15 protein-coding genes are annotated in these 15,018 nt (G+C 65.2%); 4 read left to right on the top strand and 11 right to left on the bottom strand.

All coding sequences use genetic code 11. The features are described from left to right. Positions 1 to 129: 129 nt before the first annotated feature. The 9 genes from BBTA_RS29550 to pqqA form a co-directional block, all read right to left on the bottom strand. Positions 130 to 1,980: a 2-oxoacid:acceptor oxidoreductase subunit alpha gene (locus BBTA_RS29550; protein WP_012046172.1), complete on the bottom strand. Its 1,851-nt coding sequence runs from the start codon at positions 1,978 to 1,980 to the stop codon at positions 130 to 132. After that, complete coding sequence (locus BBTA_RS29545; RefSeq protein WP_012046171.1) at positions 1,950 to 3,749, bottom strand: FAD-dependent oxidoreductase; 1,800 nt, start codon at positions 3,747 to 3,749, stop codon at positions 1,950 to 1,952. Before BBTA_RS29545 ends, BBTA_RS29550 begins: the two co-directional genes overlap by 31 nt. Before the next feature lie 471 nt (positions 3,750 to 4,220). After that, positions 4,221 to 4,892: a DUF4286 family protein gene (locus BBTA_RS29540; protein WP_012046170.1), complete on the bottom strand. Its 672-nt coding sequence runs from the start codon at positions 4,890 to 4,892 to the stop codon at positions 4,221 to 4,223. Between the two features lie 151 nt (positions 4,893 to 5,043). After that, positions 5,044 to 6,033: a prolyl aminopeptidase gene (pip, locus tag BBTA_RS29535; RefSeq protein ID WP_012046169.1), complete on the bottom strand. Its 990-nt coding sequence runs from the start codon at positions 6,031 to 6,033 to the stop codon at positions 5,044 to 5,046. Further along, positions 6,026 to 7,222, bottom strand: coding sequence for a pyrroloquinoline quinone biosynthesis protein PqqE (gene pqqE / locus BBTA_RS29530; RefSeq protein ID WP_012046168.1), 1,197 nt, complete (start codon positions 7,220 to 7,222; stop codon positions 6,026 to 6,028). Before pqqE ends, pip begins: the two co-directional genes overlap by 8 nt. Then, entirely contained in the window at positions 7,219 to 7,527 is a 309-nt protein-coding gene (pqqD, locus tag BBTA_RS29525) for a pyrroloquinoline quinone biosynthesis peptide chaperone PqqD (RefSeq protein ID WP_012046167.1), read from the bottom strand. The genes pqqE and pqqD overlap by 4 nt, the downstream gene beginning before the upstream one ends. Positions 7,528 to 7,772: 245 nt before the next feature. Beyond that, complete coding sequence (pqqC, locus tag BBTA_RS29520) at positions 7,773 to 8,528, bottom strand: pyrroloquinoline-quinone synthase PqqC (protein ID WP_012046166.1); 756 nt, start codon at positions 8,526 to 8,528, stop codon at positions 7,773 to 7,775. A 20-nt stretch (positions 8,529 to 8,548) separates the two neighbouring features. Then, the gene (pqqB, locus tag BBTA_RS29515; RefSeq protein WP_012046165.1) at positions 8,549 to 9,478 is read right to left on the bottom strand and encodes a pyrroloquinoline quinone biosynthesis protein PqqB; all 930 of its coding nucleotides are present in this window, start codon (positions 9,476 to 9,478) and stop codon (positions 8,549 to 8,551) included. A 290-nt stretch (positions 9,479 to 9,768) separates the two neighbouring features. Continuing rightward, on the bottom strand, positions 9,769 to 9,849 hold the full coding sequence (pqqA, locus tag BBTA_RS39215) for a pyrroloquinoline quinone precursor peptide PqqA (protein ID WP_012029362.1): 81 nt from the start codon (positions 9,847 to 9,849) through the stop codon (positions 9,769 to 9,771). A 305-nt stretch (positions 9,850 to 10,154) separates the two neighbouring features. Between pqqA and BBTA_RS29510 the strand changes: the two genes are divergently transcribed. Further along, positions 10,155 to 10,412 (top strand): hypothetical protein, encoded by a 258-nt coding sequence (locus BBTA_RS29510; protein WP_006614239.1) that lies wholly within the window; start codon positions 10,155 to 10,157, stop codon positions 10,410 to 10,412. A 97-nt stretch (positions 10,413 to 10,509) separates the two neighbouring features. Here BBTA_RS29510 and BBTA_RS29505 read toward each other — a convergent pair whose 3' ends face one another. Both BBTA_RS29505 and BBTA_RS29500 read right to left on the bottom strand, forming a co-directional pair. Further along, positions 10,510 to 10,944 (bottom strand): group III truncated hemoglobin, encoded by a 435-nt coding sequence (locus BBTA_RS29505; protein WP_012046164.1) that lies wholly within the window; start codon positions 10,942 to 10,944, stop codon positions 10,510 to 10,512. A 250-nt stretch (positions 10,945 to 11,194) separates the two neighbouring features. Beyond that, positions 11,195 to 12,298 (bottom strand): beta-propeller fold lactonase family protein, encoded by a 1,104-nt coding sequence (locus BBTA_RS29500; RefSeq protein WP_012046163.1) that lies wholly within the window; start codon positions 12,296 to 12,298, stop codon positions 11,195 to 11,197. A gap of 366 nt (positions 12,299 to 12,664) precedes the next feature. Between BBTA_RS29500 and BBTA_RS29495 the strand changes: the two genes are divergently transcribed. From BBTA_RS29495 to BBTA_RS29485, 3 genes are read left to right on the top strand one after another with little or no spacing between them, the layout of a single operon-like run. Further along, complete coding sequence (locus BBTA_RS29495; protein WP_012046162.1) at positions 12,665 to 14,059, top strand: amidase family protein; 1,395 nt, start codon at positions 12,665 to 12,667, stop codon at positions 14,057 to 14,059. A gap of 3 nt (positions 14,060 to 14,062) precedes the next feature. Then, a complete protein-coding gene (locus tag BBTA_RS29490; protein WP_012046161.1) occupies positions 14,063 to 14,551 on the top strand; it encodes a glutathione peroxidase in 489 nt (162 codons plus the stop codon). Then, on the top strand, positions 14,548 to 14,796 hold the full coding sequence (locus BBTA_RS29485; RefSeq protein WP_012046160.1) for a DUF3297 family protein: 249 nt from the start codon (positions 14,548 to 14,550) through the stop codon (positions 14,794 to 14,796). Before BBTA_RS29490 ends, BBTA_RS29485 begins: the two co-directional genes overlap by 4 nt. The last annotated feature ends 222 nt before the right edge of the window (positions 14,797 to 15,018 follow it).

The raw sequence follows: 15,018 nt of genomic DNA, 5'->3' as shown, positions 1-15,018 counted from the left end.
TTGTCCCGGCCATCCACGTGGGTGCCCGGAGAAAGATAGACGTGGATGCACGGGCCTTCGCCGCGCCGAAGCGGCTTCGGCCGCGCAGGCGGGACAAGCCCGGGCATGATGGTGGAGAGAGCGGGGCCATCACGACACTGCCTTGCGTAGCGGGGTGACCTTGATCTGGTCCTGGTGCGTGCCGATCGAGGCCGCGATGAACTGTGCGGTGATCGGCGTGCCGTCATAATGCAGGATCGGCACCAGGCGCACCGGATCGATGCCGTTCTCGTTGACGATCAGCTGGCGCAGCTGGGCGTCGCGGTTCTGCTCGACGACGTAGACGAAGTCGTGCTCGGCGATGAAGCTCGCCACGCTGGAATGGAACGGGAAGGCGCGGATGCGCAGGCGGTCGAGCTGATGACCGCGCGCCTCCAGCAGGCCAATCGCCTCGTCCATGGCCGGCGCGGTCGAGCCGAAATAGATCACGCCATATTTGGTCGGCTTCGCCGCGTTCGCCTGCAGTGGCCGTGGCACCATGTCCTGCGCCGTCTGGAACTTGCGCAGCAGGCGCTGCACGTTGTCGGCATAGACGGCGCCTTCTTCCGAATAGCGCGCGTAGCGGTCGCGCGAGGTGCCGCGGGTGAAGTAGGAGCCCTTGGTCGGATGCGTGCCGGGATAGGTGCGGAACGGAATGCCGTCGCCATCGACGTCGAGGTAGCGGCCGAAATCGCGGCCTTCCTCGAGCATGTCTGCCGTCATCACCTTGCCGCGGTCATACTGCTTGGCATCGTCCCATTTCAGCGGCCGGCACAGCCGCTGGTTCATGCCGATGTCGAGGTCGAGCATCAGGAAGATCGTGGTCTGCAGCCGCTCGGCGAGATCGAACGCCGCGGCGGCAAACTCGAACGCTTCCGCCGGATCTTCGGGGAACAGCAGCACATGCTTGGTGTCGCCATGCGACGCATAGGCGCAGGCGATCAGGTCGCATTGCTGGGTGCGGGTCGGCATGCCCGTCGAGGGGCCGGCGCGCTGCACGTTCATGATCACGGCCGGGATCTCGGCGAAGTAGGACAGGCCGATGAACTCGGTCATCAACGATACGCCGGGGCCGGACGTCGTGGTGAAGGCGCGGGCGCCGTTCCAGGACGCGCCGACCACCATGCCGATCGAGGCGAGCTCGTCCTCGGCCTGCACGATGGCATATTTGGCCCGGCCCGTGTCCGGATCGTGCCGCAGCTTCTTGCAGTGATTGGTGAAGGCCTCCGCCAGTGACGACGACGGCGTGATCGGATACCAAGCGCACACCGTGGCGCCGCCATAGACCGCGCCGAGCGCGGCGGCATTGTTGCCCTCGATGAAGATGCGGTCGCCGACCTTGTCGGCCTTCCGAATGCGCAGCCCGATCGGACATTTCAGATTCTGCAGCGCCCAGTCGCGGCCGAGATGCAGCGCATGGACATTGGAGGAGAGCAGCTTTTCCTTGCCCTTGTACTGCTCGCCGATCAGCTGCTCGATCAGCTTCGGATCCATGTCGAGCAAGGCGGAGAGGGCACCGAGATAGATGATGTTCTTGAACAGCTGGCGCTGGCGCGGATCTGAGTAGGTCGAGTTGGTGATCGCCGTCAGCGGTACGCCGATGACGGTGACGTCGTCACGGAACTTGCTCGACGGCATCGGCTTGGTCGAATCGTAGAACAGATAGCCGCCCGGCACGATGCCGGCGACGTCATTGTCCCAGGTTTGCGGGTTCATCGCCACCATCAGATCGGTGCCGCCGCCGCGCGCGCCGAGATGGCCCGCTTCAGTCACGCGCACCTCGTACCAGGTCGGCAGGCCCTGGATGTTGGAGGGGAAGATGTTGCGCGGGGACACCGGCACGCCGTGGCGGAGCACGGCGCGCGCGAACAATTCATTGGCGCTGGCCGAGCCGGAGCCGTTGACGTTGGCGAAGCGAACGACGAAATCGTTTACGCTGCTGAGCGGCGCTTGCTGGGACATGCGTGACCTGCGTGAGTCGTCTCGATGAAATATTTCTGCATGTCCCACGCACCGGTGGGACAGCGTTCGGCGCACAGGCCGCAATGAAGGCAGACGTCCTCGTCCTTGACCATCACGCGGCCGGTCTTCAGATCCGACGACACGTAGAGGCTCTGGTCGGGATGAACAGATGGTGCCCTCAGCCGGGAGCGAAGATCCGCTTCCTCGCCATTGTCGGTGAAGGTGATGCAGTCCATCGGGCAGATGTCGGCGCAGGCGTCGCACTCGATGCACAGCGTGTTGGAGAACACCGTCTGCACGTCGCAGTTCAGGCAGCGATGCGCCTCGCCGAGCGCGAGCTTGACGTCATAGCCGAGCTCGACCTCGGTGCGGATGTCCTTCAGCGCCACGACCTTGTCGCGATGCGGCACCTTATAGCGCTTCTCCGGCGAGACGTCGTTGTCGTAGCTCCATTCGTGGATGCCCATCTTCTGCGAGGAGATGTGCACCTCGGGCAATGGCCGCTCGGTGATGTCCTCGCCCGAGAGCAGGCGATGGATCGACAGCGCGGCCTCGTGGCCCTGCGCCACCGCCCAGATGATGTTCTTCGGGCCGAATGCGGCGTCGCCGCCGAAGAAAACCTTTGGATTGGTCGAGACGAACGTGGTCGGATCGACCTTGGGCATGTGCCGCTTGTCGAATTCGATGCCGCAATCGGCCTCGATCCAGGGGAACGCATTCTCCTGGCCGACCGCGACGAGCACATCGTCGCAGTCGTAGGTCACATCAGGCTCGCCCGACGGCACCAGCAAGCGGTCGCCCTTGTCGTCATAGACGGCCTTCACCTTCTGGAAGGTGACGCCGGTGAGCTTGCCATTGTCGTGAGTGAAGGCGACCGGCACGAGATAGTTGAGGATCGGGATGTCTTCATGCAGCGCGTCCTCCTTCTCCCAGGGTGAGGCCTTCATCTCCTCGAAGCCGGAGCGCACGATGACCTTGACGTCCTCGCCGCCGAGCCGGCGCGCGGTGCGGCAGCAATCCATCGCGGTATTGCCGCCGCCGAGCACGATCACGCGCTTGCCGATCTTGTCGGTGTGGCCGAACGAGACGCCGGACAGCCAGTCGATGCCGAGATGGATGTTAGCGGCGGCCTCCTTGCGGCCGGGAATGTTCAGCTCACGGCCGCGCGGCGCGCCGGAGCCGATGAAGATGGCATCATAGTTCTCGGCCAGCAGCTTCTTGAGGCTGTCGATGCGATGACCGGCCTTGTAGTCGACGCCAAGACTGAGAACGTAGCCGGTTTCCTCGTCGATCACGCTGTCGGGCAGACGGAACTTTGGAATCTGCGAGCGCATCATGCCGCCGGGCCTGGGATCGGCGTCAAACACGGTGCAGTGATAGCCGAGCGGCGCGAGGTCACGCGCCACAGTCAGCGATGCGGGACCGCCGCCGACCAGCGCGATGCGCCGGCTGTTTTTCGGGGCCGGGCGCGGCATCCGCTGCTGCACGTCGTCCTTGAAATCGGCGGCCACGCGCTTGAGGCGGCAGATCGCGACCGGGCTCTCCTCGACACGGCCGCGCCGGCAGGCGGGCTCGCAGGGGCGATCGCAGGTGCGTCCGAGAATGCCGGGGAAGACGTTCGACTTCCAATTGATCATGTAGGCGTCGCTGTAGCGACCCTCGGCGATCAGGCGGATGTATTCGGGGACCGGCGTGTGTGCGGGACAAGCCCATTGGCAGTCGACCACTTTGTGAAAGTAGTCGGGGGCCGAAATATCAGTCGCTCTCATTCCTACCCTGTCCGCGCGGCGAACCACGAGCGCGCGGCCTTCCTGACATGAGGACGACTATTTGTTCAGGATCAGCAGAGGATCGGTTGAGGTCCGGAGCAGGCCCTGGTCGTCGCCCTTCTGTTTTTTGAATGGCTCAATTGAATAGTCTTATCAGACTAGAGCCATTCCAAGGCGCGCACAAAGGCAAATTTGCAACGCTGCTGGTCATACACAGTGGTGCGCTGCCGCATTGCAGGCGCGATACTGCCATGTGTTGCGATGCGGGATGTGACGATGGGAATGAGTGGGTGAAAAAGAGTGTGCCAAGGAAGCCGCCGCGCACTCAGTCGTCATGGCCGGGCTTGTCCCGGCCATCCACGTCGTTCGGCATCCTGAGCGCGGCGTGGATGCCCGGGCCTTCGCCGCGCCGAAGCGGCGTCGGCCGCGCAGGCGGGACAAGCCCGGGCATGACGCGTGGTAAGAGGTGCGCTACTCATGCGCCGCGATGTCAGCCCGGCTCAGATCCCACATCAGGCGGTAGATGCCGGCCGAGATCTGCGTCGCCAGCGGACCATCGATCGCGGCGAAGCGCGTCGTCATCAAGGTGGCGATGGCGTGGCTGTCGGTGCCGTCAATCAGGATGAACCAATCCGCGTCGCGAGAACTCGCGGGCACGCCTGCGGCAGGCCCTGAGAGATCGGCATCGCCCTCGAGCAGGTGCATCGAGATCACGCCCTTGAGTTCGCGCGGGTCGAGCTCGATCTGCAGCGCGTCGCGCAGCGCCTTGTCCTGTCCCGGCTTCGGCCGCAGGCGGATGATGCCGAGGACGGCGCCGCGCCCCGCGCCTTTGGAAATCGTGATGCGGGCGACACTGCGGATCATGTTCTTGAAGCGCGCCATCACGGTCTTCGACCATTCCGTCGGCGCATCCAGCCGCGCGCGATAGGGCGCGCTGTCGAGCACGTCGATGGTCTCGGTCGAATACAGGCAGAGATATTTCGGGCTGCCCTGCTCGGCGACATAACGCCGCGCCTCGATGAAGCCGGGGATGGCCACGCGCTCTTCGAGATGCTCGCTGTCGTACCAATGGTTGAAATCAGCTTCATGCTCGGCATCGATGTTCATCGATGTCAAAAGCATGCCTTTCCCGGCGATGGGCATCTTAAGGCTCCTGTGCATGTGGCTGATCCTCATCCCGAGGAGGCCGCCATAGGCGGCCGTCTCGAAGCATGAGGCCCGGAGGGATCGCGGGCCTCATGCTTCGAGACGGCGCTGGCGCGCCTCCTCAGCATGAGGGGAAGAAGGGGTGTGTTTAAGGCGCGGCCGTGCGCTTAGCCATATCGCAGATGGCTTTCATGACCGCATCGCGGATGCCGGGGTCATAAAGATTGTGACCTGCGGCCTCGACGACACGGATTTCGGCGTCGCGCCACACCTCCGCCAGCCGCGCCGAGGTCGAGGGCGGACAGAGCAGGTCGTAGCGGCCCTGCACGATGATGCCGGGGATGCCGGCGAGCTTCGTCGCGTCGCGCAGCAGCTGGTCCGGCGCCATGAAGCTGTCCTGCGAGAAGTAATGCGCCTCCATGAACGGCGTCGCCGGCAGCGCGCTGCCGGAGCGGATCGCGAGCCGGTCGAGATGGCTGCGCGCCGGCTTGACCTCGGACAAGGCGCGCTCGGTATCGTGCCAGGCGCGCGCGGCGGGGCCGTGGATGGCCGGATCCGGATCGAGGATGCGGCGGAAATAGGCGTCGCACGGATTGGCACGCTCGGCTTCCGGCAGCATCTCCAGGAAGTCGCGGTGCAGCGTCGGATGAAACCGCGCCAGCGTCTCGCCGAACGCTGCTTCGACCTCGGCGCGGGTGCCGAGAAAGGTCGCGCGCAGCACCAGACCGGTCACGCGCGTCGGATGCGCCTCTGCATAGGCCAGCGCCAAGGTCGCGCCCCAGGAGCCGCCGGCGACGAGCCAGCGTTCGAAGCCGAATTTCGCGCGGATCGCCTCCATGTCGGCGATCAGGTCGGGCAGGGTGTTGTTGTCGCGGCTGCGCGTGGGGCGCGAGCGCCCGGCGCCGCGCTGGTCGAACAGCACGGCATGGAAGCGCTCGGGATCGAACAGGCGGCGGTGATCCGGCTGGCAGCCGGAGCCCGGCCCGCCATGCAGATAGAGCGCGGGAATGCCGCCGACGCGGCCGGCGCTCTCGACATAGATCTGATGGCCGCCGGAGACGTCGAGCCATTCCGACGTCAGCGGCGTGAACGGATCGGTGCGGCGCGCGGCGGCGCGGCCGGCTTCGGCATCAGGCATCGTTGCCGTTCTCCGGCGTGCCGCCGGCAAAGTTGCGATAGAGGAAGCGGTCCTGGCCCGAGGCCGCGTCGCGCTCGGCCTGCTTGAAGATGCTCTCGTGCAGCGGCGACAGCGTGCAGGCCGGATCCGTGTTGGCCGCATCGCCGGTCAGTGCGAAGGCCTGGCAGCGGCAGCCGCCGAAATCGATCTCGCGGAACTCGCAAGATTTGCACGGCTCCTTCATCCAGCCGGTGCCGCGATAGCGGTTGAAGGCCTCGGAGTTCTGCCAGATCCAGGCGATCGAGTTGTTCGAGCGCACCGACATGAAGTCGAGCCCGGTGATGCTCTCGGCAGCATGGCACGGCAGCACCTTGCCCGACGGCGAGATGTTGAAGAACTGCCGGCCCCAGCCGCCCATGCACTTCTTCGGCCGCAGTGCGTAGTAGTCCGGCACGACGTAGTCGATGGTCAGCGTGCCTTTCAGCCGCTCGCGCGCCTCTTCGACCAGGCGGTCGGTTTCCTCCAACTGTTCGTAAGTCGGCATCAGGCTGGCGCGGTTCTTCAGCGCCCAGCCGTAATATTGCACATTGGCGACCTCGAGCCGGTCGGCATCGAGATCGACCGCCATCTGGATGATGTCCGGCAGCTGGTGCAGGTTCTGCCGGTGCATCACAGCGTTCACCGTCAGCGGCAGGTCCAGCTCGCGGGTCCACTTCGCGACCTCGAGCTTCTTGGCATGGCCGCCCTTGTAGCCGCCGACGCGATCGGCCACGACGGGCTCGTTGCCCTGGAAGCTGATCTGCACGTGACACAGCCCGGCATCTGCCAGCTCCTTCAGCCGCTCGCGCGTCAGCAGCACCGCCGAGGTGATCAGATTGGTGTAGAGCCCGACGTCATTGGCGTGCTGCACCAGCTCGACGATGTCCTTGCGCGCGGTCGGCTCGCCGCCCGAGAAATGCACCTGCAGCACGCCGATCTCGGCGAGCTCCGACAGCACCTTCTTCCATTCGGCGGTGGTCAGCTCCTGGCCGGCGCGATCGAGCTCCAACGGGTTGGAGCAATAGGGGCATTGCAGCGGGCAGCGATGCGTGAGTTCGAGCAGCACGGCGAGCGGAATGCCGTAAGTCTCGGCCACGGAACCGCGCCGCTCCAGCACGGCGAGCCCGTCATTCGCGTCGACCTGCGGCGTCGTCTCAGTCAGCTCGGTCATGAGGTCGTCTCCCGAACCTCGGTCAGAAAGCCCTTGTCGGCGAGATCCTGTAGCATGGCCACGACGTCGGTCGCGATCACGTCGCGCGGCGCGGCATATTTCGTCGCCAGCTCGTCGATGATGCCGGCAACGCTGCGCACGCCGTCGCACAGTTTGAGCACCTCGACCGCGATCTCATCCGGCGCCAGCACCCGCTCCGGCGCCAGGATCACCCAGACCTGGCGCGTCTCGTCGAATTTCAGCTTGGTATGCCGCGGCAGTACCACGCGGCTGGTCTCGGCAACTTGGATGTGACGCGGGGCCATGGCGGGTCTCTAGCCGATAACGGTTGCGTTCTGTCCGATGCTGCAGCATCGGCGGTGCCCACTCTCCCCTGGACGGGGAGGGTCGCCGCGCATCGCTCGCGATGCGCGGCGGGGTGGGGTGATCTCTCCATTCACACCGCGGCTGGTGGCTTCACCCCACCCCGCCTCGCGCTTCGCGCGAGCCGACCCTCCCCCTCCAGGGGAGGGTGGCACCGGTGCTGTTGAGAGAGCCGCGAAGACCACGATCACCCCTCCTTCGGCACGAAGGCGCCGGGCGGGATGTGGCCTTCGACATAGGCGTGATACAGCGCGTCGAGCTGCACCCACAGCACGTTGGTCTTGAAGATCAGCGCGTTGCACACCGCGGCGCGCTGCTCCGGCGTGGTCGCATGCTCCTTGACGTAATGCAGTGCGAAATTCGCATCGCGCGGCGCCTGGGTGAGGCGGCGCTTGAAGTAGCTCATCGTGTCGTGATTGACGAAGCTGTAATGCTCCAACATCCCGGAGATGCGCTCCTCGTGGATGCTCGGGGCGAACAGCTCGGTCAGCGATGAGGCGATCGCCTCCAGCGGCGAGCGGTCGCGGCAGAAATGCACATAGGCCTCCACCGCGAAGCGCGTCGCCGGCAGGATGCCTTCGGTGGATTCCACATAGGCCGTGTCGAGGCCGAGGCCCTCGGTCAGCTTCAGCCAGCGCTCGATGCCGCCCTCGCTGCCGACATCGCCGTCATGATCCTCGATGCGGTGCCGCCATTCCAGCCGCGTGGCGCGGTCGCGGAAGCGGGTCATGACCATCGCGTCCTTCAGCGGGATCGTCGATTGGTAGTAGTAGCGATTGAGCGCCCAGGCCTGCACCTGGCCCTTGTTCAGCTTGCCGCTGTGCAGCAGCTTATGGAACGGGTGGTGATTGTGATAGCGCGTTGCGCCGATGTGGCGCAGCGCCGCTTCCAGTTCCGCAGCATTGTTCAGCGTCACGCCGCGTCCGATCGACAGCGCCGTCATTCCGCTCAGATTGACCTCACTCACAATACGATCTCCATCCCTTCAGCGGGGATTTCCCATCCCTCGCGTTCCAACGTTTGCCGCTCGGGTGAGGCGTGCAGCCACGCCGGATTGGAGTTGTTGATGTGCAGGAAGATCTTCCTGCCGATCCCGAGGTCCGCCAGCTGCTTGATCGCGCCGCTTTCTCCGGACATCGCGATATGTCCCATGCTCTGCCCGGTCTTGTTGCCGAGTCCGGCCTGGATCATCTCGTCGTCGCGCCACACCGTGCCATCGAACAGCACCAGCGGCGCGCCCTTCAATTTCATTCTCAGCTCATGGTCGACGTCGGCGCAGGCGGCAATGACGTAGCAATATTGCCCGCTGTCGAGGTCGGCGATCCTCAGCCCCAGCGTGTCGCCGGCCGATGCGCTGCCGCCCGGGTGCTGCTTGTCACGCAGATACCAGGCGCTGGTGCCGGACACCGCGAAGGCGGTGACCTCGAGGCCGGACGGCGCGCCGTCCTGCAGCAGCGGCCGGAACGGAACATCGATGACGATCGGAACGCGCTTGACCGTCTCGTCCTTCAGCACATCGAAGATGTTGTTCGAACGCAGGATCGCAAGCACCTTGGGGTGCGCATGGATCGAGAAAGGTGAGCTTTCGCGCATCGACAGCAGCCCGGTGATCGCGTCGATCTCGCCATTGGTCAGGATCACGCCGGCGATCGGGCTGTGGCGCAGCGCGCCCGGCTTCGGATGCAGCTGCGGCGTCGAGGTGACCTGCTGGCGCAGGTCGGGCGAGGCGTTGATCAGGAACCAGTTGGCGCCATCGGCGCTGACGGCGACTGACGCCTGGCTGTTGCGGATCTCGGGATGTGAGGTGCGCGCGGCACGGCACACCGCGCAGCCACAATTCCATTGCGGGACTCCGCCGCCCGCGGCGGCGCCCAGGACGACGAGGCGAAGCATGAGCCGTCTCCTGGATCTCAGCTCTGGTGACGCACGCGATTACCAGCGGCAGGACGACCAGCAGTCAAAGTGACGCAAGTCTGGGTGAAGCGGGGCACGACGCAGCAAGCAAAGCGCGAGCAGGTGGATAGCGTAGCAAGCGACACAGCAAAGCCAGCTGGCGAAGCAGCAAAGGAGCGACGAGGGTGGACATCGGACCTGCGTAGGGGCTGGCTCATACGCGATCACGGATGCCCACCCTCTGGCGCCGACGTCCTGGTCGGGCGGGACCTGGACGTCACACCCGCGAATTATTTGCGAGCCGCGCAGGCATACATGTTGATTTCCATGCCAACCGGCACTTCAACGATCTTCGGTGCTTTCCAGGCCATTGTCCTCTCCTTCAAGACGGGACGGTTATCGTCCTCAGATTTAAACTACCGTGCCACGAAAAGTTCGCCAGTGGAATTTTCTGTTTTGAGCCTTTCAGGCCTGTTTATTGCAGTGCGAAGCCGCAGATGCGAATTGCAACCGTTTTCACCGCAACGGGTCGTGAAAACAACGGATTCGTGATCGATGGCTTCGCAATGCGGTTCAGTTCAGCCCCTAGCTTCAAGGGTCTGAGCTGCCTGGATAAAGCAGATGTGAGACGTTCGAGCCTTCAAAATCCCAGCGCGCGCCCCATTGGAAACTGACGATGCCTAGATATTTCTTCAACACACGGATCGGCGAGGAACTGGTCTCCGACACCGACGGTGAAGTGCTACGCAATCCCGACCGCGCCTGGGAAGTGGCGCGCGACATGATCAAGGAACTGCTCCGCACCGAAGGTGGCAATGCTGCCCTGATGACGGCGGTCATCGAGGTCACCGATGAGGATGGCGAGATCGTGCTGGAGTTTCCGTTCTCCGAGGCCATCTTCAACATGACCGCGCAATCGATGACGCGGCATTGAGCGCCGATGGACCTGCGCCAGGCGTGGCATTGCCTGCCGTCGGTCGCTCATATGGATGTCGGTCACATGGATGACGGCGTGCGGCAGCCGGGCCGCGTCAGACCGAATGACGGGGCCGCATCAGCTCGCCGCGCGTGCTGGCGATCCCCATCTCGAAACTGTCGGCGATCCGCCGCGCGCGGATGATGAAGAGGTCGGCGAGATCCGGCGCGAACAGCTCGCGCGCCGTCGCCTCGAACAGCTGCAGCCAGCGATCGAAATGCGCGCCTTGCAGTGACAAGGCCAGATGCGGCCGCATCGGTGCGCCATTGTAGCGGCCGGTCTTCAAGAACATCGACGACCAGAAATCGCTGATCCGGTCGATATGCTCGTCCCAGTCCGCCACCGCGCGGTTGAAGATCGGCCCGATCAGCGCGTCCTCGCGCGCGCGGCCGTAGAAGGTCTCGACCAGCAGCCGGATGGAGGCGTCGTCGAGTTCCGGATGTTGAACCGCGAGAGGATGGCGGTCGGTCTGGGCAGCAGGGCTATTCATGTCGCTGGATATAGGCGCTAACCGCGCCGATGGGAATGTCGGGGCTTGCCCGGCCTCATGGGTCTCCCGGCGATGCGAAGCGTCGTCCGGAGACGCGCCGAGGACGGCGCTCCTCACCATGAGGGTGAACATCCGCGATGCGGCCAATGAATATCGCTGCGAACTCCGCCCTCATCCTGAGGAGCCCGCCCTAGGCGGGCGTCTCGAAGGATGGCCGCGGTGAAGGTGTCGCTTCAATAGCTGTCGCCGATTACGGCAGGCTGACGAACTCCACCCAATTCGGCTTCTTGCCGACGGCATATGATTTGATCTTCTCCAGCGCGCCGCTGGCGGCATCGATGCGATAGACGGTCATGCCGTTCGACACCTCGCCCACGGCGGCAAGATAGCGCCCGCCGGGATCGATGGCGAAGCCGCGCGGCTGCGTCTCCGTCGGCACGCTGCCGATCGAGGTCAGCCGGCCGCTGGCCGCATCGACCTTGAAGGCGGCGAGCGTGTTCGAGCCGCGCTCGGAGGCGTACAGGAACTGGCCGTCAGGCGTGAGGTGAAGATCGGCCGCCCAGGGCTTGCCGGTGAAGCCGGCGGGCAGGGTGGAGAGCCGCTGCTGCTCGCTCCAAAGGCCCTTGTCGGCGTCATAGCCATAGACCGCGAGATCGGCGTTGAGCTCGTGCAGCAGATAGATGAACTTGCCGTTCGGGTGGAAGATGAAGTGGCGCGGTCCCGACTTCTCCGGCGTCCTGACCGTCAGCGCCTCCTTGGCCGTCAGCGTGCCCGTGGCCGCATCGAAGGCGAAGCCGAGCACTTGGTCGGAGCCCAGATTGGTCGCGAACACGAAGCGGTTGTCGGGCGAGGGCAGGAAGGCGTGGGCGTTGAGCCCGGTCGGGATCACCTGGCTCGGCGCCGCCACGACCCCGCTGGCCTGGACCGGATTCACCGCCACCTTGTTGCCGCCATAGGAGGCGCTGAACAGCACCTTGCCGGTGCGGTCGAAGGCGATGTTGGCCATGCTGTCGGCGAGCGGTCCGTTGCCGAGATGGCTGAGCTGGCCGGTCTTGGCGTCGATCGCAAAGCTCTCCGCGAGGTAAGGCTGCGCGCGCACGCCGGCGATCAGCACCGTCTTGTCCGGGCTGACCGCGAGCGGGGTCGACGACCCCGGCTTCTCGACGCCGACGAAGGCGGCCGTCTGCACCGGCACCATCTCGCCGGTCATCGCGTCGAACTTGAAGACGCTGATGTCGTTGCTGTCGGCATTGCCGACATAGGCGTAGGTCTCGGCGGAGGCCGCGCGCGGCGCCAGCGTTGCTGCAGCGGCGAGAACGAACGTTGCGGCCATGATGGTGCCCGATCTGATCATCTGGTTTCCTCCGTTTATGATGTTGTTGCTTGAGGTCTTAAAGTCGTTTGCGAAGCTTGGCCAAGCTTGTTTCCGGATCGATCGATGCAGGATCGGTATTGATCGCCGGCGCGACTTTCGCCTTTGAATGCGACGCCAACTCATGTCTCCGTCATGCCCGGGCTCCGTCCCGGGCATCCACGTCGGTCAGCGAGCGCGGCTCAACGTGGATGGCGGGGACAGGCCCGGCCATGACGAGGGGGAGAGAGCGAGCAGCAACCAGACCTATGCGCTTTGCCGCATAGGCTGTCCCGGAGTGCCGCGCCGCGACGGCTTTCTCCCCGCCGTTCCGCGCGCTAAGAACGCGGGGTCACCACGGAGTTCCCCATGACCGATCTCTGGCGCCTGCCGGCTGCCGATCTCGCCGCCCTCATCAAGTCGAAACAGGTTTCCGCCCGCGATGCCGCGACCGCGGCGCTGGCGCGGCTCGACCAGGTCAATCATCAGATCAACGCCGTGATCGACCATCGTCCTGAGGACGTCCTGCAGCAGGCCGACGCGATCGACGCACGGCTCGCGCGCGGCGAGGATCCGGGGCCGCTCGCCGGCGTGCCGGTGACGATCAAGGTCAATGTCGACCAGACAGGCTACGCCACCACCAACGGCCTCAATCTGCAGAAGGACGCGATCGCGTCCGCGCACAATCCGGTCGTCAACAACTTCGTCAAGGCCGGCGCCGTGCTGCTCGGCCGCACCAACACGCCGGCGGTGTCCTATCGCTGGTTCACCAGCAATCTCATCCATGGCCACACCAAGAACCCGCGCGATCCCGGCATCACCCCGGGCGGCTCCTCGGGGGGCGCAGGCTCCGCGACGGCCGCCGGCATCGGCCATATCGGCCACGGCACGGATATCGCCGGCTCGGTGCGCTATCCGGCCTATGCCTGCGGCATCCACGGCCTGCGTCCGACCGTCGGCCGCATCCCCGCCTTCAATACCTGTCTCCCCGAGCGCCCGATCGGCCCCCAGATCAGCGCCGTCTCCGGCCCGCTCGCCCGCACCATCAACGACGTCAGGATCGCGCTTGCGGCGATGTCGGCGCGCGACGTCCGCGATATCTGGTGGATGCCGGTGCCGCTGGAAGGCCCTGATCTGCCGAAGCGCGTCACGCTCTGCGTCAACCCGGACGGGCTGAATCCGGTGCCGGAGGTCGTCGCCGCGCTGCGCGATGCTGCCAAGCGCCTGGAGGTCGCCGGCTGGACCGTGGACGAAATCAAGGACACGCCGCCGATGCAGGAGGCCGCGCTGCTGCAAACCCGGTTGTGGCTCGGCGACGGCTACGAGGCCCAGCTCGCGGCGGCCGAGAAGGAGGGCGATCCCGGCGCGCTGGCCTGCCTGCGCGGAGTCAGTGACAAGGTGCATCCGTTCGACCTGTCGCAGACGCTCGCGCGCCGCGCCGCGCTGACCCGGCAGTGGCTGACGTTCATGGAGCAGCATCCGCTGCTGCTGATGCCGGTCTCCGGCATGCTGCCCTTCGCCGATCAGCTCGACCGCAAGGACGAGGAGTCGTTCAAGCAGGTCTGGCACGCGCAGCTGACGCAGATCGCGATTCCGTTCTTCGGCCTGCCGGGCCTGACGGTCTCGACCGGCATGGTCGGCCGCGTGCCCGTCGGCGTGCAGCTCGTCGGCCAGCGCTTTCGCGAGGACATGTGCCTCGCCGCCGGCGAAGCCATCGAGGCGGGCGGCACGCCGCCATCGCCGATCGATCCGGTGGCAGCCTGAGCCATGGCGAGTCCAACGGCCAGCATCTACGATTTCACCGCCGCCTCGCTCACGGGCGAGGAGGTGCCGCTGAAGCGCTTCGCGGGACAGGTGCTCCTGATCGTCAACACCGCGAGCGCGTGCGGCTTCACGCCGCAATATCGCGGCCTGGAGGCGTTGCACCGCGCCTATGCGGACAGGGGCTTTGCCGTGCTCGGATTTCCCTGTAACCAGTTCGGCGCCCAGGAGCCCGGCACGGCCGAGGAGATCGGTGCGTTCTGCTCGACGAAGTACGATGTCACCTTCCCGCTGTTTGCGAAGATCGACGTCAACGGCGCGGAGGCGCATCCGCTCTACAAGTTCCTGAAGGGCGAGAAGACCGGCCTCTTGGGCTCGGCGATCAAATGGAATTTCACCAAATTCCTGGTCGATCGCCAAGGCAATGTGGTGTCGCGCCATGCGCCGACCACCACGCCCGAGGCGTTGAAGAAAGAGATCGAGGCACTGCTGTGAGCGACAACGAGACCTTCACCTTCCCCGACCGCCTCTCGGTCGATCCGAAGAGCCCCTATTACAATGCGGAGATCCTGTCGCGCGACGTCGGCATCCGCTTCAAGGGCGCCGAGAAGACCAATGTCGAGGAATACTGCATCAGCGAAGGCTGGATCCGCGTCGCCGCCGGCGCCGCCAAGGACCGCCACGGCAACCCGCTGACCATCAAGGTGCACGGCCCGGTGGAGCCGTATTTCAAGGATTGAGGGGCGGGGCGTGTCCGCCGCCTGTCTGATTGTTTCGGAAGCCTGCTTCTCCACACCGTCATCGCGAGCGAAGCGACGCGTTCCAGGGCCGCACAAGGCCTCTGGATTGCTTCATTCCGCTCGCAATGACGCGGAAGGAGCCCGTTCCACCCCAACTGTCATCGTCCGCGAAAGCGAAAGCGGACGATCCAGTATTCCAGAGACGGCAGTGACGGATCGCGA

Origin of the sequence: Bradyrhizobium sp. BTAi1 (assembly GCF_000015165.1) — a bacterium.
In the GTDB taxonomy this organism is placed as follows: domain Bacteria; phylum Pseudomonadota; class Alphaproteobacteria; order Rhizobiales; family Xanthobacteraceae; genus Bradyrhizobium; species Bradyrhizobium denitrificans.
Note: the sequence above shows the minus strand (reverse complement) of the source record. Positions and strands in the feature narration are given on the sequence as shown.